Source organism: Hydrogenobacter thermophilus TK-6 (assembly GCF_000010785.1).
GTDB lineage: Bacteria > Aquificota > Aquificia > Aquificales > Aquificaceae > Hydrogenobacter > Hydrogenobacter thermophilus.
Genome location: NC_013799.1, coordinates 865,562 through 886,004, shown reverse-complemented (window position 1 = coordinate 886,004; position 20,443 = coordinate 865,562). Strand labels below are relative to the sequence as shown.

The window sequence follows — 20,443 nt, the reverse complement described above, 5'->3', positions numbered from 1 at the left end:
AATTAATTCTACATGAGAAGCTTTGTAAAACCCGTGCTGGTTATCAGTGCTTGCCTGGACCTTCAGCAGGTAAGATACAACGGACAGGTGGTAAAAGACGAGCTTGCCATAAAGCTCAGAGAATACTGCCAGACCATAGCTGTATGCCCGGAGGTTTCCATAGGTCTTGGAGTGCCAAGGGACAGAGTTATAGTATACATGGACAAAGAGCCAAGGCTTTTCCAGCCTTCCACGGGAAGGGACATCACACAAGAGATGCTTTCTTTCTCCGAAAGCTTCCTCTCTTCATTGCCAGAAGTTGACGGCTTTTTACTCAAAAGCAAGTCTCCCTCCTGCGGTATCTCTGGAACGCTTGTATACAAAGACCCCTACGCTAAGGAGTTTTACAAGCGAGGAAAGGGGCTTTTTGCTCTTAGGGTGCTGGAAAAGTTTGAACTGCTGCCTGTTGAGGACGAGGGAAGGCTCAAAAATCCAGAGATAAGAGACCACTTTCTTACAAGGCTTTTTGCTATAGCTCATCTTAGAAGCGCACTTTCAAGGGTGGATTCCGTAACGCAGCTTATGGAGTTTCACAGGCAATATAAGTACCTGCTTATGGCTCACTCTCAGGTAAAACTTAAAGAGATGGGAAGGCTTGTAGCCAACTCCAAGGGAAACCTTCGGGAGAGCGTAAAAATGTATAGCCTTCTTTTTATGCAAGCTCTCAAAAGAAGACCATCAAGAAAGCAGCACGCCAATGTGCTCCTGCACATGTTTGGGCATCTCTCACGCCATATTAACCAGAAAGAAAAATCCCACTTTGTGTCTCTGATGGAGAAGTTCAAGCAGGGAAAGAGAGACCTATACACCCTTACAGACATAATAAAGAGCTTTGCTTACAGGTTTGAAGAGAGCTACCTGCTGGAGCAAGCATACCTGGAGCCATACCCGGAGGAGCTAAAAGATGCTATAATTAATAATTAGCCCCGCAACGGGAAAGGGTAAACCCCGCCAGGCCCGAAAGGGAGCAACGGTAAGCCTGCAGTCCCGGGTGCGGGGTAAAGGGCCCGTAGCTCAGCTGGACAGAGCAAGGGATTTCTAATCCCTAGGTCGGGGGTTCGAGTCCCTCCGGGCCCGCTCCAAAAGTGTTATAATTCTAAGACGATGATATCCGTTGTCATTCCGGCGTACAACGAAAAGGACAGCATCCCAATACTTTACGAAAAGCTCACAAAGGTGTTGGAAGGTGATTATGAGATTATATTTGTTGACGATGGCTCTGATGATGGCACTTTTGAAGTCCTTCAAAAGATAGCAGGTAAAGATAGCAGGGTAAAGGTTATAAGATTCAGAAGAAATTACGGGCAGACTGCTGCCATGTATGCAGGTTTTCAACACGCAAAGGGAGAGATCATAATCACCATGGACGCAGACTTACAAAATGACCCAGAGGACATACCAGCTTTAATTAGAAAGCTTGAAGAAGGGTATGACCTGGTGAGTGGGTGGAGAAAAGATCGCAAAGACCCCTTCTTTTCAAGAAGACTCCCTTCTATGATAGCCAACTGGATAATATCTAAGGTTACAGGTGTGGAGCTTCACGACTATGGATGCACTCTAAAGGCATACAGGGCAGACATCTTAAAAGAGCTTGAACTTTACGGTGATATGCACAGATTTCTACCCGCCCTTACCAAAAGGCACGGAGCCAAGATAACCGAGGTGGTAGTAAGACACCACCCAAGACTCTACGGCAAGTCCAAGTATGGCTTGGGCAGAACCATAAGGGTGATCCTTGACATACTTCTTGTTAAGTTTCTCAATGAGTACATAAACAAACCCATGTATGTTTTTGGCTCTGTAGGTTTTCTGCTGCTTTTTACAGGTTCTTTAGTGCTGGCTTACCTTATCTTGATAAAGCTGTTTTTGGGAGAGGATATAGGAAGAAGACCCTTGCTGGTGCTTAGCGTCCTTTCTATACTTGCAGGCATACAGCTCATATCAACAGGAATAATAGCAGAGCTTCTGGTAAGGATATACTACAGAAGTAAGGAAGACAAGCCATATATCATTGACAGGAAGATAAACCTCTAATCCGTTAGTATGCCATTCCTTATTCTCACTATTCTGTCAAAGAACTTGCTCAGTTCTGTGTTGTGAGTGGCTATAAGAAAGGTGATGCCCTTCTCTTGATTGAGGTGTTTAAAAAGCTCAAATATTCTTTTACCTTCATCAAGGTCCAAGTTGCCAGTAGGCTCGTCAGCAAGCAGCACCTTAGGTTCAAGCATCAGCGCTCTGCCTATAGCCACTCTTTGCATCTGACCACCCGAAAGCTGATTAGGTTTGTGCTTTATTTTGTCCTCAAGCCTTAAAAAACTCAGAATTTCAAGAGCCTTCTTTTTGACATCTTTCAGACCTGCCAGCTGACCTACTATAAGGAGATTCTCAAGAACATTAAAGTCTTCCAAAAGGTAGTAAAACTGAAAAACAAAGGCTATGTTATTTTTTCTAAATTCCGCCAAATCATCTTCCCCCATGCTTGTAATATCTCTTCCCAGAAGAAATACCTTACCTTCTGTAGGGCGGTCAAGACCTGCAATCAGATGAAGGAGAGTGCTTTTACCAGAACCAGAAGGACCCATAAGCCCGCACAGCTCCCCTTCCTTCACCACCAAATTTATACCCTTGAGTGCTTTGGTACCATCGGAATAAACCTTCCAGAGATTCACCGTTTTTATGACCTCACTCATTTCTTAGTATCTCCACTATGTTAGTTCTGCTGGCTCTGTATGCTGGCAGGAGACTTGCCACAAAAGAAAGCAGCAAGGCACCACTTAAGGTTATAACTATGTCAGATACTTCAAAAAAGACAGGTACATGATCCATAAGGTAAACATCTGCCGGCACCCTCACCAGCTTGTACTCGTTGATGAGATATGCACCCAGCAAGGAGATGAAAAGACCAAGTAGAGCGCCAGCAGCACCCAAAGTTATTCCCTGAATTAAAAATATCAAAGCTATCTCTCTTCTCTTTAGTCCAAAGGTGCGTAAAACGGCAATATCTCTTATCTTTTCCCTGACTTTCATAAATAGAAGGCTCGTTATGTTAAAAGATGCCACCATAACCATCAAAAGAAGCACAAAGAAGATGCCCACCTTTTCCAGTTCAAGCGCATTAAAGAGAGGCTTATTGAGGTCTATCCACGACCTTACTATGGCAGAATCTGATAGCTCTTTCTCTATCTGTGCCTTTACCTGCTGTGCTTTGTAAGGGTCTTTTATGAATACTTCAAAACCATAAAGTTGCCAAGAGGGTCCAAAGAAATCATTAGCTTCAGACATGGGCATAAGGACAGTAAGATAATCTTGGTCAAAACTGCCCGTCTGAAAGATGCCATCTACTCTAAAGTGTCCCACCTTAGGTAAAAAGCCAAAGGGTGTGCTTTTGCCCATAGGGGAGACCAGAAGCACCTCATCACCAGGCTTTATACCCATTATGTCCGCAAGCCCCTTGCCCACCAAAAGCCCACCTTTAAACTCTCCTTTTACCAAAAACTTCTTTTTTTGAATTATGTCGGAAGGCTTCATACCTTTTATGCTCACACTCTGAAGAGATCCCCCCTTAGACACTATAGCCTGATAGAGAACTACGGGATAAACACTTTTTACGCCTTTTAGGGTTTTTATCCTCTCTTGGTAGTCTGGCATGTTTTGGCTATCTAAGAGGCTTACCACTATGTGCGGTGATGTGGAAAGTATCTTCTCCTTGAGAGCATGCTGAAATCCTGCAAACACACCCATAGTAAGAAGAATAGCCACTATGCTCAAAACCACACCCAGCAAGGCTATTACCGATACCAACAGAGTTGAACCCTTACTGGCCAATGTGTATCTTAGAGCAATGTTAAAGACGGTCTTTAAAGCGGGTGGCACACGATAAATTATAACTTAAAGTCAAGAAATATCTTAGAAGGAGTTGCTCCCACTTGCCTGTGATACTTGCCTCTGTATGGGTTCTGAGCTTTTCTGTCAAGTTTTGCCAAAACTATCTGACATATCCTCATGCCTCTATACAATCTTATGGGGCATGAGTTGGCGTTGTAAAGCTCAAGGGTTATCTGACCTTCAAATCCAGCATCCACCCAGCCTGCGTTTTCAATAAAGAGTCCCAATCTTCCAAGAGAAGACCTGCCTTCTACAAAGGCGGTTATATCCTCAGGAAGCTTTATGTACTCACTGGTTGTAGCAAGAACAAAAGCCTTGGGTTCTATGAGAAAGCCCTCTTGAGGAATTACCACTTTCTCAACAGGTATAGTTTCGCTTTTGACATCTATGCAATCAGTCTTGTAAAAAAGCAGTTCGCCTCCCAGTGTTAGGTCTATGGAAGAGGCTTGCACATGGCTTTCATCATAAGGCTCTACTACAAGCTTACCTTTCAGTATCAGCTTCTTTATGGTGCCATCACTCAGTATCATAGTTCTTTGCATGGGGGTGGAGGGAGTCGAACCCTCACGGGGAGTTACCCCAGGGGATTTTAAGTCCCCTGCGTCTGCCAGTTCCGCCACACCCCCAACAAGGTTAAAATTATAATCTACCATGACTCCAGAGGAACAGCTTAAACTCATAAAAAAAGGTACGGTAGAGATAATAGAGGAGGAAGAGCTTTTAAGGAAGCTCAAGGAAGGAAGACCCCTCAAGGTAAAGGCTGGCTTTGACCCCACAGCTCCTGACCTTCATCTGGGACACACAGTCCTCCTCCAAAAGATGAGAACTTTTCAGCAGCTGGGACACGAAGTTTACTTTGTGATAGGAGACTTTACCGCCATGATAGGAGACCCCACAGGAAGGCTTGAGACAAGACCACCCTTAACAAGAGAGCAGGTGATAGAAAATGCAAAAACCTACGAGCATCAAGTTTTTAAGGTGCTTGACCCAGAAAAGACCAACATAGTGTTTAACAGCACTTGGCTTTCCACACTTGGAACTGAGGGCGTGATAAAGCTGGCAGGAAAGTACACGGTGGCAAGGATGTTAGAAAGGGATGACTTTTCAAAAAGGTTCAAAGAGGGCATACCCATATACATACACGAGTTTTTATACCCGCTGCTTCAGGGCTACGACTCAGTTTTTCTAAAAGCCGATGTAGAGCTGGGGGGTACAGACCAGAAGTTCAATCTTTTAGTGGGAAGAGACCTGCAAAGAGAAGCTGGTTTAGAACCTCAGGTATGCATAACTCTGCCGCTGCTGGTGGGACTCGACGGCGTTAGAAAAATGTCCAAGTCTTACGGAAACTACATAGGCTTGACAGAAGACCCCTACACCATGTTTGGCAAGACCATGTCCATATCTGACCAGCTTATGTGGGAATACTACACGCTTTTGACTGACTACACGCAGGAAGAGATAGAGAGAATTAAAGAACTCCACCCCATGGAAGCAAAAAAGAGGCTGGCTCATTACATAGTCTCTCGGTACCACTCCAAAGAAGAGGCGGATAGAGCTCTTGATAACTTTGAAAGGACTTTTTCTAAGAGAGAGTTTCCGGAAGATGCACCCGTTATAAAGGTGGAGAGGGGTCTAAAAAGAAAAGCTTACGAGCTTCTTTATGAGCTTGGCATAGAATCCTCTAAAAACTCTGCGAGGCGAGTCATTCAAGGTGGTGGTTTGAAAATAAACTTCCAAAAGATAGAGGATGAAAACCAAGAGATAGAGATAAAAGAGGAGCTAAAGCTTCAGGTGGGCAAAAAGCGCTTCTACAGGATAGTACCTTATTCATGAGATTAAAGGACATAGATAACAAAATAAATCACCTTTATTCTGTCAAAAAGTACATAAACGCCATGAATCTTATCTCCATAAATAGATACAGAAGATACTATGCACAGCTGAGTGCTCAACATAGATACTTTCTCAGACTTAGAGAGGTGTTGGAGATGCTCATCTACCTCCACAGGGGCGATCTGTTTCTAAAACGCAAAGAGAAGAGTCTGTGCCTTATTCTTCTGAGTACAGATAGAGGGTTTGTAGGTAGATTTAACGAGGTATTAATAAGGACAGTATCCGATTTTTTGAAGCATCCACCCCTTGAGGTAAAGAAGGTGGTTATAGTGGGTAGAAGGGGAGCTCAGCAGTTTAAAAATATGGAAAAAACGGAAACATACACAGGAGTATTTGGAAAAGACATAGATTGGGGGAAAGCTCAGGAGATCTTTTACAGCATTGTAAGGGATTACATGGCTGGACATTACGACGCTGTGTATGTTGCTCTCAACAGACCAATACTTAGACAAGCGATGCGTGAAGAGAAAGCAGAAAGAGAAGTGAAAAAGGAGGAAGCACAGGTAGGTGAGATATTTTACGAACTCTTTAAGAGAGCCACACCCACCTTACCTGTTGCGGTAGGAACTGTTGCATCTTACAAGCCTCAGATAGTAAAGTTTATACCCCCCGCACTGGAAGGCTCTTACAGTGAGAAAAGCATCATGAACTTTGAAGGAGACGAGGAATTTATCCTGATGGAGCTTCTGAGGCTCTATCTTTACTTTCTCCTTAGGCAGATCTTTCTGGAGCACTTTTCGGCTGAGTTATCCGCAAGGTTTATCAAAACTAGGGAGATCATAAGAGCTATAGATAAGAAAGTGTCTCAGCTTAGCTTTGAGAGAAATAAGCTCAGGCAGGAAAGGATAAACAATGAGCTGTTGGATCTCATAAACATTTACATATCAATGAAGGAAAGGCTCTTTAAGGATATGCAAGATGAATCTTACACACTTGAGGTTAGTAAAGATTTTACAGAGGAAGCTGTTGATATGATTCTTGGGCGCCTCGGTAGAAGGTTCCATTTTAAAAAAGTGATAAGAAGGGATATGTCTGGATGGAGGGTCCTTTCAAGAAGCTCCATGTACGACCTTACTTTGGAGAGCTTTTTGACTCGTCTTTTAAGATCCTTACCTTACTCCAATCTATGGGTATAAAAGCATCCTCTTTGGCGTATGCCTTAGCTGTTGAGTAATTGATCCTTCTGTCTATCTCGGCGCGGAGCTTGAGCTGTCTTTCCGTTTGATTTCTTAACTCTGCCAGCTTCTTGGCATACTCCTTAGAAGTTTTTAAGGCATATGCGGAGTAAATGAGGTTCAAAGCTATAAGCAATAGGGATACTAATATATACTTCATATCCTTTCCCCCGCTCTTAGTTTGGCGCTCCTGCTGGCAGGGTTTTTCTTCATCTCTTGAAGGGTAGGTCTGATGGGCTTTTTTGTCAATAACTTAAATATGTCGGTGTGTCTTTTAAAAAAGTTTTTGACTATCCTATCCTCAAGAGAGTGAAAGGAAATGACTACCAGCCTACCACCTTTCTTTAAAAACCTGGGCGTCTTTTCAAGCGCTTCCTCAAGAGAGATGAGCTCTTCATTAACCTCTATCCTTATAGCCTGAAAAATTCTGGTGGCAGGATGCACCCTCCCACGCCTGTATGGAATTAAGGAGGTGATAATACTTACAAGCTCTCCAGTTGTTTCTATGGGTTTTTTTGTCCTGTGCATAACTATGGCTCTGGCTATTCTGCTGGCATTGGGTTCTTCACCATATTCCTTGAGTATTCTTACAAGGTCTCTCTCGCTGTATGTGTTTATCACCTGATAAGCTGTCTTTTTGTCCTCTGGGTTCATCCTCATGTCTAAGGGCTCATCCCTCTGAAAGGAAAAACCTCTTGGGCTTTTTAGCTGAAGCATAGAAACCCCCAAATCAAAGAGAAAGCCGTCCACTTCCTTTATCCCCTCCTGTTTTAAAACTTCGTCCAGATACCTAAAGTTTGCCTGGTAGAGGCAAAACCTTCCCTCAAAATCTTTTAAGTTCTCTTCAGCAAGTTTTAGCGCATGAGGGTCTCTGTCTATGCCAATCACGAAGGCACGGGGGTCTCTCTCAAGTATCCCTTTGGTATGTCCACCCAAGCCTACTGTAGCATCCACATATACACCTCCTGTCCTCCAGACAAGAAGGTCTACGCTTTCTTTTAAAAGTACAGGAATGTGCATCAGAAGAATTTTAATGCCTCTTTTAGCACCTCCTCAGACTTTACAGCTCTAAGGCAAGCGTAATGCCCACTTTTGCACTTTTTAGGGTTGGGAGAGCAGGGAGAGCATTCAAGAGAAGGAACAAGGTAAGTACCTATCCTCGGATAGAAGCCATAGGAAGGGGATGTGGATGTGTATATGCATACGGCTGGAATTCCCAGAGCGTTGGCTATGTGCATAGGTGAGGAGTCCACGGAGATAACCAGTTTAGCACCAGCTATGACAGCCATCAGCTCTCTCAGAGAAGTTTTGCCAACGAGGTTTATAACTTCTGCTTTTCTTTCTATCTCTTCTGCCTTCTTTGCATCCTTTTCTGTACCTATCAGCACCTTGCTGATATTAAGGCCAGAAGCTACCTCCATCCAGCCCTGCAGGTACCACTCTTTTAGGGGAAAGTTGGAAAAGGGAGATAGGACTATGTAATCTTCTGGTAGGTTAAACTTTTCGCGTAGGGAGTTTATCTCTTGCTCATCAACAAACAGCTTTGTTTCTCTTATCCATTCGTTTTCTTTGATGCCCAGAGGTTTTAAGAGTTCCAAATTCCTCTCAATTTCGTGCTTGTTCCACTGGTGCTTAACTCTGTGGGTATATAGCCAAGAGAGTTCTGACCTGTCAAAACCTATGCGCAAAGGTATGCCAGAAAAGAAAAGAATGAGAGCAGACCTTGCAGACACATGAGGAGAAACAGCCACATGGTAATCGGATATTTTCTCAGCCATCTCAAAGGATTCCCAGAGTCCTTTGCTAAAGGGATATAAATTTATGTCATAACCTTTCAGCAACTGTGTTATAAATGGTCTTCCTACAAAACTTACTTTTGCTTCAACCAGGCACTTCCTTAGAGTTCTTATCAGAGGCGTGATCAGCACCACATCACCCAGGTAAGCCGTCTGCCAGATGAGAATCTTCATCTGACCGGAGCCATGCTGGCTATCTTCCACCTTTTTTCATCCTTTATGAGTATGAAGCTAAATAGTTTTTCCACTCCCTGCCTGTCAATAACTTTGACCAGCACCTCCACATGCTTATCATCCAGCTTTCTTGTGTCAAGGTACTTGACCTTTTTTATGTTTTCTCCCATGCTTGACAATATGCATGCAAGAAGCTCAGAAGGCTTCATCTCGGTAAGTTGCACTGGGATTTTTACATCCTGCACAAGGGCGTCTCTAAAAGGCGGATAGAGTAGCTTGACTGCTTCTTGTCCCTCCTTATCTCTTATGGCAGATATAAAGTCTTTGACTGTAGCTCTTGCCTCATCTTCTGGTCCTCCACTACAGGACCTTACCACAAAAAAGGCAAGCAACAGAGCGGCTAAGCCGACGGCTACTCTTTTCATACTTTTACCTCCTTCAGAAGGTATTCATCTATCACCTTTGCAGCCTTTCTACCGTGGGATATGGCTCTTACCACTGTGTCTCCACCATTTACCACATCCCCGCCTGCAAAAAGACCGGGCACATTGGTTCTGAAGTTTTCGTCCACTTTGACAGTTCCCCACTTGGTCAGTTCTAGCTCAGGAAGATCTTGGTAGGCTATAGGATTTGGCTTTTGACCTATGGCGAATATGACCGAGTCACACTCTATGATGTGCTCCGAATTGGGAATGGGTACGGGTTTGGGTCTTCCACTCTCGTCAGGCTCTCCCAGCTGCATCTTTATGCATTTAAGACCTATTACTTTGCCACTCTCATCACCGATTACCTCTACAGGCTGTGTAAGCCAGTGCAGTATTGCACCCTCTTCCTTTATGTGGTCCCACTCTTCATCCCTTGCGGAGGATGTCTCTCTTGTTCTTCTGTAAACCACATGAGTCTCAACACCCAGGCGCAAAGCGCTGATGGCACAATCCACCGCAGTAAAGCCACCACCTACTATGGCGGTTCTTCTGCCCAAGTTTACAGGAGTTGGAGACTGTGGAAAGTCCCTAGCCTGCATGAGGTTTATACGCATAAGCACCTCTATGGCAGAGTAAACACCCATCAGATGATCACCTTTTATACCAAGGCTTCCCCTCCCTGCACCAACACCCAAAAACACTGCATCATAATTTGCCAGCAGCTCCCTAAGGCTTACCGTTCTCCCCACCACATACCCGAAGAAAAACTTAGCACCCATCTTTTTCAGTCTGTTTATCTCCCAATCAATGAGCTCTCTGTCAAGTCTTGCGTGAGGAATACCGTAAACCATCACTCCCCCAGCTTTTTGAAGAGCCTCGTATATGTGCACCTTGTGTCCGGCTTTTAAAAGGTCATAGGCACAAGAAAGACCCGCAGGACCCGCACCCACTATAGCCACCTTTTTCCCTGTAGGAGCTTTTATTTGCTCCTCTATCTGAATACCTGATATGCGTATAAAATCGCCCACAAACTTCTCAAGAGCGCCTATGCTGACAGGCAGTCCCTTGTTTTTCCTGCCTCTTACCGTGTCATAGTAAAGGATGCAAGAGCCTTCACACTGCCTCTCCTGAGGACAAACCCTTCCGCATATGGAAGGGAAAAGGTCTGTTTCTATAATCTTTTTGTAGGCACCCACCAGGTCCCCTTCCGTTATCTTTTTGATAAAACCAGGTATATCTACATTTACTGGACACCCCTTTATGCATCTTTTGTCCGCATCCTTACAGAGCAGGCACCTTTTGGCTTCGTCAAGAGCCATGCTTACGGAAAAACCGAGCGCATACTCTCTGAAGGTTTTACTTCTCTCCTCAGGTGGGAGCATGGGTTCTGGGTTTCTGTCTGTGTACCTTATGCGCTTACTCATTTCCTTAACTGTATTTTAATATATTTATTCCTTAAATGGAGCTGTGCTAAGATACTTTTCACCTCCGTCGGGAAAGATAACTACTATAACACCCTCTTCCAACTCTTTAGCCAACTCAAGCGCTGCGTAGAGAGCTGCACCAGAAGATTGACCTGCAAAGATGGCTTCCTCAAGAGCCAGTCTCTTTGTCATTTCGTAAGCTTGCTCAGTCTCCACAAACATGGTTCTGTCCAGAAAGGTTTCATCAAATATGCCTGGCTTTATAGAGCTCTCTATGTGCTTTAGTCCCTCTATACCGTGAAAGGGATAAGCTGGTTGCACTCCTATCACCTGAATTTCTGGATTGTATATTTTGAGCCTCCTACCTGTTCCCATAATAGTCCCACCCGTGCCAATACCTGCCACCAGGTGAGTAATACGCCCGCCCGTCTGATGCCATATCTCTATGCCTGTGGAGTAAAAGTGAGCTTTCCAGTTGGCAGGGTTGTTGTACTGGTCCAAGTAAACATACTTTTCCGGCTCTTTTGAAACCCTCTCCCTAACAAACAGTATGGCACCATCTGTACCTTCCAGAGGGTCTGTAAGATAAACCTTCGCTCCATAGGCTTTTATGATCCTCTTTCTTTCCTCGCTCACATTGGCTGGCATGGCAAGCTCTACTGACACTCCAAGAGAAGCTCCCACCATGGCAAGAGCTATACCAGTATTTCCAGATGTGGCATCTATAACCACTTTACCCTCCTTCAAAAGTCCTTCCTGCATAGCGGAAAGAAACATACTCAAAGCAGGTCTGTCTTTAACAGAACCACCCGGATTAAAACTTTCAAGCTTTGCATATACCTCTACCTTAGGTGATATATCTTTGGGTATTAGCTTTTTTATTCTCACCAAAGGCGTGTTTCCCACAAGGTTTAGGATGGAGCTTCTGTGCTTTCTGTAAGGCTCATCATGCTGACCCAAAACCCACATTTGGAAACATTATAAATTAAGAAACCTCCGAGAAAGCTTTACCATCAAACGTTGTCTTTCCTCACCCTTGGGAATATTTCTTCTCATCGTTTCCAATTTCTCCTTTACTTGCTCAAGATTCTCCGGAAGTGCTTTTTGCACATACTCCCTCAAGCTTCTGGAGAGAGCCGGAACTTTGCCGGATGTGGATATGCCTATGACTATATCACCCCTTATTACCAGCGCAGGAAATATGAAGGTACAAAAGTCAGGACTGTCAACCGCATTGCAAAGGATGCGTCTCTTTTTGCAGTATTCATAAATCCTCTTCTGCAACTTTATATTATCAACAGCTACGATTACCATAAAGGCATCTCTTATGTCAGGTAGCATAAACTTTCTCTTTACGATGGAGACTCTCCCTTCTCTTCTCAGCTTCTCTATGCCTGCTGTAAATGCCGGTGAAATTACTTTTATGGAAGGCTTAAAAGGAAGCAGTTTTTCTATTTTTCTTTCTGCTACAACACCACCCCCTACCACCACTACCTTCTTACCCTCAAGATTTATAAAAGCAGGAAAGTGAGGCATATCAAAGCTCCTTGCTGTCCAAAAAAACGGTGACGGGTCCCCAGTTTACTATGTGCACCTCCATATTAGCACCAAACCTGCCGGTGCTTACCGGCACTTTTTGAGACATAACTTCCACAAAGTAATTGTATAGCTTCTCAGCTCTGACAGGCTCTTCCGCCTGCTCAAAACTCGGTCTTCTACCTTTCTTTATACTTGCATAAAGGGTAAACTGTGGAATTATCAGTGCAGAACCCTTTATATCAAGAAGGGAGTGCTGAAACTTTCCCCTTTCGTCCTCAAATATTCTAAGGTTCAGAATCTTGTCAGCCAGCTTTTTGGCATCTTCCTCATTATCACCCTTTCCTATACCCAAAAGCACATTTACCCCCATACCTATCCTTCCCACTTCAACACCGTCTACCAAAACCCAAGAAGCCTTCACCCTTTGCAAAATAGCCCTCATGCAAGCAAACAGTTTTAAAATTATAATTAACACAAAAGGAGGAGGAAAGATGAGAAAGACTCTCATGGCTTACCTGCTTGGTCTTACCATAGCCTACGCTCAGCAGTATAACTTTAACATTATGGACGGCATAAACGAGACTCTCAGAGTCGTGGAGGTAGCCTACAAGTCGGGTGCGGAAGAAAAGGATATTTACCACTTTGAAAAGGCAAGAGCCTACAGCGATGTATCCATGTTTTTGGCTTCAGAGCAAGACGGTATAGGTTCCAAGATGTTTGCCATAAAGAGTATGAACTCTGCGTCAAAAGCTTTGGGAGGGCTAAAGGGATTAGATTCCTTAAACCTTTTAAGCCATCAGGAGTTTGAGAAGCTCACAGGTCTTAGTATAGCAGAAGTTAATGAAAGGCTCATGTATTTGAGAGAGAACAAAGGGGAAAGCTGTGCACCTAAGGAGCTTGCAAAAGCGGAAGTGGCTTACGATGCCCTTGTATACGAAGCGAGTAAAGAACAAATAAACCAGATGGTACTTCTCAAGTTATACAACGATGCGGTAAACAACAGCTTACTGGCCAAAGAGAAGCTTGATTCCGCTATAGAGAGCAAATTAGAGTGCTATACGGGAAAGGTTGAACTGCCAGTAGCGCTAAAGGAAGAGCCAAAGGAGCAAGAGGAAAAAGTAGAGAAAAAAATGCCTCAGGAAGAACCCCTCATGGTCAGCGCAAGAATCCACTTTGATTTTGACAAATACAGCATAAAGAGGGAATATATACCCTTGCTTAACGAAGTGGTCAAAACCTTAAAGGAAAATCCCAATGTGAGAGTGAGAATTGAGGGCTACACTGACAACATAGGTACCAAAGCATACAACGACAAACTTGCCATGAAGAGAGCAAAAGCTGTAAAGGACTATCTTGTAAAGCACGGCATAGAAGAGAGTAGAATAGATACAGTAGGCTTTGGGAAAGAAAGGTACATCGCAAGCAACGAAACGGCTATCGGCAGGTTCACCAACAGAAGGGCGGACTTCATTATTTTGAGACTTTCTTCTCAGTAAATACCATAAGATAGGCTTATACACATAATAAGTATTTTTAATTGCCAACGAAGATAAGCAGTGATATACTTCAAAAAAATCAACGGAGGTAAAAACTCATGGCACAACACGAGGTGCACCATCACCTTGGAGCACACGAAACCAGCTTCTGGCCCCTGCCTGTGGGTCTGGGTATTTTACTTCTCCCCATATCCTTAACAGCTTACTTTGCCTGGCACCAGCAGATGCTGGGACTTGTGCTGGGTGGATTCTCCTTACTGCTCATGGTTTTTGGGCTCATAGGCTGGGCTGACGAGTTTTTCAAAAAAGGTCATGAAGAGGGCTTTGGTAGCCTTGCCATAACGCTTTTCATAGCCACTGAAGTGATCATCTTTGGCACCATGTTTGCCGCCTTCTGGACTGCGAGAATAGCTCATGCGGACATATGGCACAGCTGGGTACCAAAAATGAACTTCGTCATACCTGCTATACTGACCCTCATACTCTGGGCTTCCAGCTTCACCATTCTGGTGTCCGAAAAGTCTGCAGAATCAGGCAAAAGAGGGGCATCCATTCTGTGGCTCCTGGCAACGCTCATTTTAGGCTCCGCCTTTGTAGTCATTCACTTCAACGAATGGCAGCATCTCTGGCACGAAGGATTCACTCTCAGCTCCAACATGTACGGCACTGGTTTTTATGCTCTCACAGGCATACACACCTCTCACGTGCTGGTAGGTCTTGTGTCCCAGCTGTATGTGCTGTGGCTACTTCTGTCGGGCAGGATGACCTCTCACAGGACCACCATGTTTAAGGCAGTCAGCATATACTGGCACTTTGTGGACCTTATGTGGCTCTTAGTTGCCAGCAGTGCTTACATCATAGGAGGTCTTGTGTGAAGAGGCTCCTCTTTATTTTGCTTCTGGTCCACTTGGCATATCCTTACGGTAATCTTCCCAGAGATGCCTACTTTGACCCCTCCGTGCTTGAGATAAATCAGGACCTTTATCTGGGCAAGAAGCTAAAAGACTACACCATGCTTACTGACAGAGGATGGACAAGCCTTTACAAGGTGATAGACAACAGGCCTACAATACTTCAGCTTGCTTACTACACATGCGATGCATCCTGTCCCATACTTACCGAAAACCTTCTTAAAGCGGTGAAGGACTTAGACGGGAAAAAGTTTAATGTGGTTGTTCTCTCTTTTGATAAAAGGGATAACATAGACACTCTGAAAGCCTTTAAGAAAAAGCTGGGGAATGTGCCTGATAACTGGACCTTTGGCATACTTCAGGAGGAAGACATAAAAGACATAACGCAGAGCGTAGGATTTAAGTTCTTCTTCTCGGAAAGAGACAAAACCTTTGTGCATCCCAACACCCTTATATTTCTCTCCCCCGACGCCAAGGTTATGAGGTATTTGTTTGGAACATTCCCTAAAACCAAAGATGTTAATCTTGCCCTCATTGATGCGCAGAGGGAAAAGCCAAGCATTAACAACATAGTAGACCTTGCTCTGCTTGCCTGCTACAGGTATGACCCTTCCAGAAGCAGGTACACTATAGACCCCCTTGTTATCTTTGCAATGATGGGCTTTGGTCTGCTGGGTATAACAGCCCTGCTGACATTAACCTATAAGAAAGCTCAGGAGGTATAAAAATGAGAGCTCTGTACCCTTTGTTTATTCTTGCGTTGCTTGGTATAGCTAACGCAGAACCTATTGCCTATCCTGCCAACCTGTGGGATAGGATATACGGCATATGGCTGTTTATAGCTGTGGTGATCTATCTCGTTGTTGCCATACCCATGCTCTACTTTATGATAAAGTACAGGTACAAGCCAGGAAAGAACGAAGATGGAGTGCCTATTGAGGGCAACAACGCTCTTGAGGTGACATGGACTGTAATACCACTACTTATAGTCATCTACCTGGCAACTCAGAGTTTTGTATTTTACAAACAGCAGAGGAATGCGCCACCTGGTGCTATGGAGATAAAGGTCACCGGCTTTATGTGGGGATGGGAAGTTGACTACCCTAATGGGAAAAAGGTCTTTGCCTTCTTTAGCTCTGATTATAAAATACCGGAGGAGCAGAAGATAGTCCTCCCCGCCGGTAAGCCTATCAAGGTATTACTCACATCCAGAGATGTCATACATTCCTTTTATGTGCGTCCCGCCAAGGTGATGGAGGATGCAGTGCCAGGAAGGATAACCCACCTGTGGTTTCAGATAAACAAACCCGGTGAGTACTGGGCTTTCTGCAGGGAGTACTGTGGGACACAGCACTCACACATGGTGGCTATTATAAAAGTCGTTCCGCAGGAAGATTTTGATAAATGGGTAAAGGCTGGTGTAAGCCAGTCTAAACTTGAGTTAGCAAGCAACTCAAAGGAGGTGCAGTGATGGCAGCCATAGGCGTTCACAGACCCTGGTACAGTGCAGGTATCAGGGAATGGATATTTACAACGGACCACAAGAAGATAGCGGTTTTTTACGGCGTGACCACATTGCTTTTCTTTCTGGTCGCGGGTCTTATGGCTCTGGGTATAAGGCTGGAGCTCTGGGAGCCGGGCCTTCAGTTTATGTCAGCTGAAACATACAACTACCTGCTTACAGCGCACGGTGTTGTAATGCTTCTCTGGTGGGCGATAGGTGTGTGGAGTGCCTTTGCCAACTTCCTCATTCCTCTAATGATAGGAGCAAGGGATGTGGCTTTTCCAAGACTTAACGCTCTGAGCTGGTGGACCTTCTTTGCAGCAAGTGTGCTGGTGCTTTTAACACTTGTGCCTTCCAATCACATAAGAATGATGTGGACAGGATACCCTCCCTTCTCACTGAACGATGACGCTGGCACTACAGCCTTATATGTCTTTATAGTACACCTTGTAGGCGCATCCTCCATCATGGGCGCTGTAAACTTCATAACCACCACGCTGAGAATGAGGGCACCAGGAGTAACGCTCAAAAATATGAATCTCATATTACACGGAATAATGGCTGCCAATGTCATACAGCTTTTAGGTGTGCCTTCCTTTGCGGGTGCTGTTACCATGCTGTTCCTTGATAAGTACCTCGGTACTAACTTCTTCAATCCTAACTTAGGGGGTGACCCTCTCATATACGAGAATGTGTTCTGGTTTTACTCCCATCCGGCGGTTTATGTCATGATCCTTCCAGCCTTTGGTGTGTTCTCTGAGGTCATAGCCACTTTTTCAAGAAAGCTCATCTTTGGACAGATCACCATGGTCTTTGCCATATGGGCTATTGCTCTTCTTGGCTTCATGGTTTGGGTGCATCACCTTTTTACCTCTGGCATACCTGACTGGGTGAGGATCATCTTCTCTTACACCACTGTTCTTATAGGTGTGCCAACAGGCATAAAGATATTCAACTGGGTGGCAACTCTATACAAAGGCTCTATAAGGTACACCACTCCCATGCTCTTTACCCTCGGTGGTATATTCATGTTCCTCATAGGTGGTCTGACGGGTATTCCCCTGGCACTTCCTGCCTTTGACATAAACGCGCAGGATTCGCAGTTTGTAGTGGCGCACTTCCACTATGTTCTTGGCATGGCTACAACTCTTGGAGCTTTCAGCGGTATATACTACTGGTTTCCTAAATTAACGGGTAAGATGTACAACGAAAAACTCGGAAAGCTAAGCTTCTGGATAATTATGATAGGCTCTAACCTCTTTTACTTCTTCCAGTTCATCATAGGACTTGAGGGTATGCCAAGAAGGTACGCAGACTACCCACCTATACCTGAATTCATACAGCTCCAGCACATACAAACAGTAGGAGCCTTTATACTGGCAGTAGGAATCCTTTTGAGCCTTATAAACTGGATAGTCTCCGCTGTAAAAGGTAAGGAAGCGGGTTCAAACCCCTGGGGTTCCAACTCCTTAGAGTGGCAGATACCCTCTCCTCCACCTCCCCACAACTTTGACCGTATACCAGAACTGCCTGCCGGCTGGGACCCTTACGATTACGCTCATCACAAACCTCAACATACATGAAGTAATGGGGGCTTTGCCCCCCTTTAAAAAAAAGGAGGAGTTATGAGTAAAAACGCTTTTCTGCTTTTATTCTTCCTATTTGTGATAGCTGTATCATACCTCTTGGGCGTGCTTGCCTTCTCCTCAAAGGAGGCAAGGGAGAAAAAGTGGGAAGAGTTCAGAAAGCAATACCATCTGAGCAGATAAAGGCGTATATTTTATAAGCTATGATAGACACCCACTGCCACCTTGACCTTCTAAAAAAGGAGGACTTAGAAGATAGTTTAAAAGATAGCTCTCTTGAGTACTTTATTACTGTAGGTTATGACAGTAAAACCATTGAAAATGCCATAAAGCTATCCCAGGAGCAGGAGCGTGTATACTGCGCCATAGGTTTCCATCCCCACGAGGCTGACAAGGTAAAAGACGGGGACCTCCTCTGGCTCAAAGACTTGGCACAAAAGCACCCTAAGGTGAAGGCTCTTGGTGAAATGGGGCTTGATTTTTATAAGGACTATTCTGACAGAAAGAAGCAGGAGGATATATTCAGAAAGCAGATAAGCATAGCCAGAGAGCTGGGGCTACCGCTGGTTATACACAGCAGAGATGCGGAAGCAAAAACTCTTGAAATACTCAGGGAGGAGAGAGCTTACGAGGTGGGTGGCGTCATGCACTGCTTTACCGGAAGCTACGAGTTTATGAAAAAGTGCGTGGACCTTGGCTTTTACATATCCTACTCGGGCATCATAACTTATAAAAACGCAGACGCTCTCAGAGAAGTGGTCAAAAAAACGCCCACAACGAGAATACTTTTAGAAACGGACAGTCCTTTTTTGGCTCCTGAGCCAGTGAGGGGAAAACCCAACAAGCCTTTAAATGTATGGTACACAGCAAAGGTAATGGCAGGTCTTATCCCTAACTCCTCGCTTGAGGATATAGACCGTATGACCTCAGAAAATGCCAAGCTACTTTTCAACATAGGAAACAACGGGAAAAAGGACACTATAACCTATGTGATAAACAACAAACTCTACATTAACCTCACCAACAAGTGCAACCTCCACTGCGCCTTCTGTCAGAGGGAGAGGGAGAGGAACTTTATGATAAAGGGCTACTGGGTGTGGACAACAAGAGACCCAAGCGTAGAGGAGGTCATAAGGGAGATAGGAGACCCTACAAAATACGAAGAAGTAGTTTTTTGCGGATACGGAGAGCCTACGCTCAGGCTTTCAGCTCTCAAAGAGATAGCCAGATATGTAAAGAGTAAAGGAGGAAAGGTACGCGTTGATACCAACGGTCTCATGTTTACCTTCCTTCCCAGAGAAAAGATCAAAGAACTTAAAGGTCTTGTGGATGTGTGGTCTGTTAGCCTGAACGCACAGGACGAGGAAACCTACAACAGAGTTTGCAGACCGGCTCAGCAAGAGGCTTTCAAAAAGGTTATGGAGTTCATAAAAACTGCTTTAAAAGAAGGCTTTGAAGTTATAGCTACCGCCGTGGATTACCAAGGTGTTGACATAGAGAAGACTAAAGAGCTGGCCGAGTTGCTGGGTGCCAAGTTCAGGTTCAGACCTTACGAGGTGGTAGGTTGATAAAGCCTGCTTATACTTGGATAAAAAGTTTTTATAGTTAAAGCGTGTTAAGGTGGTAAAATTGGAAGGTGGAGGGTGCAATGGTAGACTCCGATATACTTCTGCTTGCCATAGTTAACATGGCGGAAGGTGTCAAGAGCTTAATAGGGGATAAAGGTGCAAAGGCGGTTCTTAGAGATGCAGGAAGGCAATCCGGTCCAAAACTCTTGGAGAGTCTTATAGGACGCTTTCCGGAGGTGCTTCCAAAAGAAGAGGCGCTTAGGAGGGCATGCATAATACTTGAGGACCTGGGCTTTGCCAAGAAGATAGAGAGAGCAGACTCGGAAGTAAGGATAGAAGAGGACATATTTACGGATGCCATAACCAACGGAAACCTCATAGAATCTCCCGTTATATACTTTTTTGCAGGTCTCATAGAGGGTTTTGTATCCTTTATGAGTGATGAAAAGATAACCTTGATACCTGAGAACGTGGAAAGGGGAAGGATAATATACAAGTACGTATGAACATAGAAAACTTCCCCTTGAATGTGGAGCTTTTTTACCTTATCAACCACGCAAGAAGCTCTATTCTGGATACTTTCTTTGGCTACTTTTACCTGCTTGGGAAGGGCTATGTGCTAATTCCCATAGCTTTTATTCTGATAGTTTCAAAAAACAGAAGGTGGAAACTTTTCCTGCTCTCTGTGGCGGTAGAGAGTGCCACTGTACACCTTCTGAAGTTTGGCTTTGATGCACCAAGACCTGCCAGCATGCTCACAGATGTTTATCTCCTTGAGCCTCTGTATCACAGATCTTTCCCATCAGGGGATACTGCTATGGCTTTTCTTATTGCCTCTTTCTTCTTTCCAGTGTCCCCGCCTCTTGTTAGGGTGCTTTTGTGGGCTTACGCTTTTTTGATAGCTTACGGCAGGATTTACATAGGCGCACACTTTCCCCTTGATGTTATTGCCGGTGCCACCATAGGTGCGCTTTCCTACAAACTCTGTGAGAGGCTCGTTCATTCTAAGTTAATTGGCTGGTGGTAAT

24 protein-coding genes, 2 tRNA genes and 1 other RNA gene are annotated in these 20,443 nt (G+C 44.5%); 15 read left to right on the top strand and 12 right to left on the bottom strand.

Annotated elements, in window-relative coordinates:
- The first annotated feature begins 12 nt into the window (after positions 1-12).
- The 4 genes from HTH_RS04835 to HTH_RS04825 all read left to right on the top strand — a co-directional run bounded on the left by HTH_RS04835 (position 13) and on the right by HTH_RS04825 (position 2,073).
- Positions 13-963: a YbgA family protein gene (locus tag HTH_RS04835; protein WP_012963602.1), complete on the top strand. Its 951-nt coding sequence runs from the start codon at positions 13-15 to the stop codon at positions 961-963.
- An RNA gene (ffs, locus tag HTH_RS09670) (signal recognition particle sRNA small type) lies at positions 960-1,045 on the top strand. The genes HTH_RS04835 and ffs overlap by 4 nt, the downstream gene beginning before the upstream one ends.
- Positions 1,043-1,116, top strand: a tRNA-Arg gene (locus tag HTH_RS04830). The genes ffs and HTH_RS04830 overlap by 3 nt, the downstream gene beginning before the upstream one ends.
- A gap of 27 nt (positions 1,117-1,143) precedes the next feature.
- Entirely contained in the window at positions 1,144-2,073 is a 930-nt protein-coding gene (locus tag HTH_RS04825; RefSeq protein WP_012963601.1) for a glycosyltransferase family 2 protein, read from the top strand.
- Here HTH_RS04825 and HTH_RS04820 read toward each other — a convergent pair.
- From HTH_RS04820 to HTH_RS04805, 4 genes are all read right to left on the bottom strand, one after another.
- The gene (locus tag HTH_RS04820; RefSeq protein WP_012963600.1) at positions 2,070-2,729 is read right to left on the bottom strand and encodes an ABC transporter ATP-binding protein; all 660 of its coding nucleotides are present in this window, start codon (positions 2,727-2,729) and stop codon (positions 2,070-2,072) included. The two genes, HTH_RS04825 and HTH_RS04820, sit on opposite strands and share 4 nt — an antisense overlap.
- Positions 2,722-3,912, bottom strand: coding sequence for an ABC transporter permease (locus HTH_RS04815; protein ID WP_012963599.1), 1,191 nt, complete (start codon positions 3,910-3,912; stop codon positions 2,722-2,724). The genes HTH_RS04820 and HTH_RS04815 overlap by 8 nt, the downstream gene beginning before the upstream one ends.
- 8 nt (positions 3,913-3,920) lie before the next feature.
- Positions 3,921-4,454 (bottom strand): dCTP deaminase, encoded by a 534-nt coding sequence (gene dcd, locus HTH_RS04810; RefSeq protein WP_012963598.1) that lies wholly within the window; start codon positions 4,452-4,454, stop codon positions 3,921-3,923.
- Between the two features lie 11 nt (positions 4,455-4,465).
- Positions 4,466-4,550, bottom strand: a tRNA-Leu gene (locus HTH_RS04805).
- A 25-nt stretch (positions 4,551-4,575) separates the two neighbouring features.
- On the opposite strand from HTH_RS04805, the gene tyrS reads away from it, so the two are divergent.
- Complete coding sequence (tyrS, locus tag HTH_RS04800) at positions 4,576-5,757, top strand: tyrosine--tRNA ligase (RefSeq protein ID WP_012963597.1); 1,182 nt, start codon at positions 4,576-4,578, stop codon at positions 5,755-5,757.
- Positions 5,754-6,953: a F0F1 ATP synthase subunit gamma gene (locus HTH_RS04795; RefSeq protein WP_012963596.1), complete on the top strand. Its 1,200-nt coding sequence runs from the start codon at positions 5,754-5,756 to the stop codon at positions 6,951-6,953. The genes tyrS and HTH_RS04795 overlap by 4 nt, the downstream gene beginning before the upstream one ends.
- Here the strand turns inward: HTH_RS04795 and HTH_RS04790 are convergent.
- From HTH_RS04790 to dtd, 8 genes are read right to left on the bottom strand one after another with little or no spacing between them, the layout of a single operon-like run.
- Positions 6,889-7,152 carry a hypothetical protein gene (locus HTH_RS04790; RefSeq protein WP_012963595.1) on the bottom strand — a complete coding sequence of 88 codons (264 nt, stop codon included), beginning with the start codon at positions 7,150-7,152 and terminating at the stop codon, positions 6,889-6,891. The two genes, HTH_RS04795 and HTH_RS04790, sit on opposite strands and share 65 nt — an antisense overlap.
- On the bottom strand, positions 7,149-8,012 hold the full coding sequence (gene rsmH / locus HTH_RS04785) for a 16S rRNA (cytosine(1402)-N(4))-methyltransferase RsmH (protein WP_012963594.1): 864 nt from the start codon (positions 8,010-8,012) through the stop codon (positions 7,149-7,151). Before rsmH ends, HTH_RS04790 begins: the two co-directional genes overlap by 4 nt.
- Entirely contained in the window at positions 8,012-8,992 is a 981-nt protein-coding gene (locus HTH_RS04780; RefSeq protein WP_232500402.1) for a glycosyltransferase family 9 protein, read from the bottom strand. The genes rsmH and HTH_RS04780 overlap by 1 nt, the downstream gene beginning before the upstream one ends.
- Positions 8,959-9,387, bottom strand: coding sequence for a DUF4878 domain-containing protein (locus tag HTH_RS04775; RefSeq protein ID WP_012963592.1), 429 nt, complete (start codon positions 9,385-9,387; stop codon positions 8,959-8,961). The genes HTH_RS04780 and HTH_RS04775 overlap by 34 nt, the downstream gene beginning before the upstream one ends.
- The gene (gene gltA / locus HTH_RS04770) at positions 9,384-10,811 is read right to left on the bottom strand and encodes an NADPH-dependent glutamate synthase (RefSeq protein ID WP_012963591.1); all 1,428 of its coding nucleotides are present in this window, start codon (positions 10,809-10,811) and stop codon (positions 9,384-9,386) included. Before gltA ends, HTH_RS04775 begins: the two co-directional genes overlap by 4 nt.
- Before the next feature lie 24 nt (positions 10,812-10,835).
- Positions 10,836-11,780 (bottom strand): cysteine synthase B, encoded by a 945-nt coding sequence (cysM, locus tag HTH_RS04765; RefSeq protein WP_012963590.1) that lies wholly within the window; start codon positions 11,778-11,780, stop codon positions 10,836-10,838.
- 9 nt (positions 11,781-11,789) lie between these two features.
- The gene (locus tag HTH_RS04760; protein WP_012963589.1) at positions 11,790-12,347 is read right to left on the bottom strand and encodes a precorrin-2 dehydrogenase/sirohydrochlorin ferrochelatase family protein; all 558 of its coding nucleotides are present in this window, start codon (positions 12,345-12,347) and stop codon (positions 11,790-11,792) included.
- A gap of 1 nt (position 12,348) precedes the next feature.
- Complete coding sequence (gene dtd, locus HTH_RS04755) at positions 12,349-12,792, bottom strand: D-aminoacyl-tRNA deacylase (RefSeq protein ID WP_012963588.1); 444 nt, start codon at positions 12,790-12,792, stop codon at positions 12,349-12,351.
- A 49-nt stretch (positions 12,793-12,841) separates the two neighbouring features.
- On the opposite strand from dtd, the gene HTH_RS04750 reads away from it, so the two are divergent.
- The 9 genes from HTH_RS04750 to lpxE all read left to right on the top strand — a co-directional run bounded on the left by HTH_RS04750 (position 12,842) and on the right by lpxE (position 20,442).
- Positions 12,842-13,846: an OmpA family protein gene (locus HTH_RS04750; protein ID WP_012963587.1), complete on the top strand. Its 1,005-nt coding sequence runs from the start codon at positions 12,842-12,844 to the stop codon at positions 13,844-13,846.
- 98 nt (positions 13,847-13,944) lie between these two features.
- Complete coding sequence (locus HTH_RS04745) at positions 13,945-14,721, top strand: cytochrome c oxidase subunit 3 (protein ID WP_012963586.1); 777 nt, start codon at positions 13,945-13,947, stop codon at positions 14,719-14,721.
- Positions 14,718-15,482, top strand: coding sequence for an SCO family protein (locus tag HTH_RS04740; protein ID WP_012963585.1), 765 nt, complete (start codon positions 14,718-14,720; stop codon positions 15,480-15,482). Before HTH_RS04745 ends, HTH_RS04740 begins: the two co-directional genes overlap by 4 nt.
- Before the next feature lie 2 nt (positions 15,483-15,484).
- A complete protein-coding gene (gene coxB / locus HTH_RS04735; protein ID WP_012963584.1) occupies positions 15,485-16,228 on the top strand; it encodes a cytochrome c oxidase subunit II in 744 nt (247 codons plus the stop codon).
- Complete coding sequence (locus tag HTH_RS04730) at positions 16,228-17,844, top strand: cytochrome c oxidase subunit I (protein WP_012963583.1); 1,617 nt, start codon at positions 16,228-16,230, stop codon at positions 17,842-17,844. The genes coxB and HTH_RS04730 overlap by 1 nt, the downstream gene beginning before the upstream one ends.
- A gap of 42 nt (positions 17,845-17,886) precedes the next feature.
- The gene (locus HTH_RS09970) at positions 17,887-18,030 is read left to right on the top strand and encodes a hypothetical protein (protein WP_012963582.1); all 144 of its coding nucleotides are present in this window, start codon (positions 17,887-17,889) and stop codon (positions 18,028-18,030) included.
- A 20-nt stretch (positions 18,031-18,050) separates the two neighbouring features.
- Positions 18,051-19,415 (top strand): YchF/TatD family DNA exonuclease, encoded by a 1,365-nt coding sequence (locus HTH_RS04725; RefSeq protein ID WP_012963581.1) that lies wholly within the window; start codon positions 18,051-18,053, stop codon positions 19,413-19,415.
- Positions 19,416-19,495: 80 nt separating this feature from the next.
- Complete coding sequence (locus HTH_RS04720) at positions 19,496-19,921, top strand: hypothetical protein (RefSeq protein ID WP_012963580.1); 426 nt, start codon at positions 19,496-19,498, stop codon at positions 19,919-19,921.
- Positions 19,918-20,442, top strand: coding sequence for a lipid A 1-phosphatase LpxE (gene lpxE / locus HTH_RS04715; RefSeq protein WP_012963579.1), 525 nt, complete (start codon positions 19,918-19,920; stop codon positions 20,440-20,442). The genes HTH_RS04720 and lpxE overlap by 4 nt, the downstream gene beginning before the upstream one ends.
- The last annotated feature ends 1 nt before the right edge of the window (position 20,443 follow it).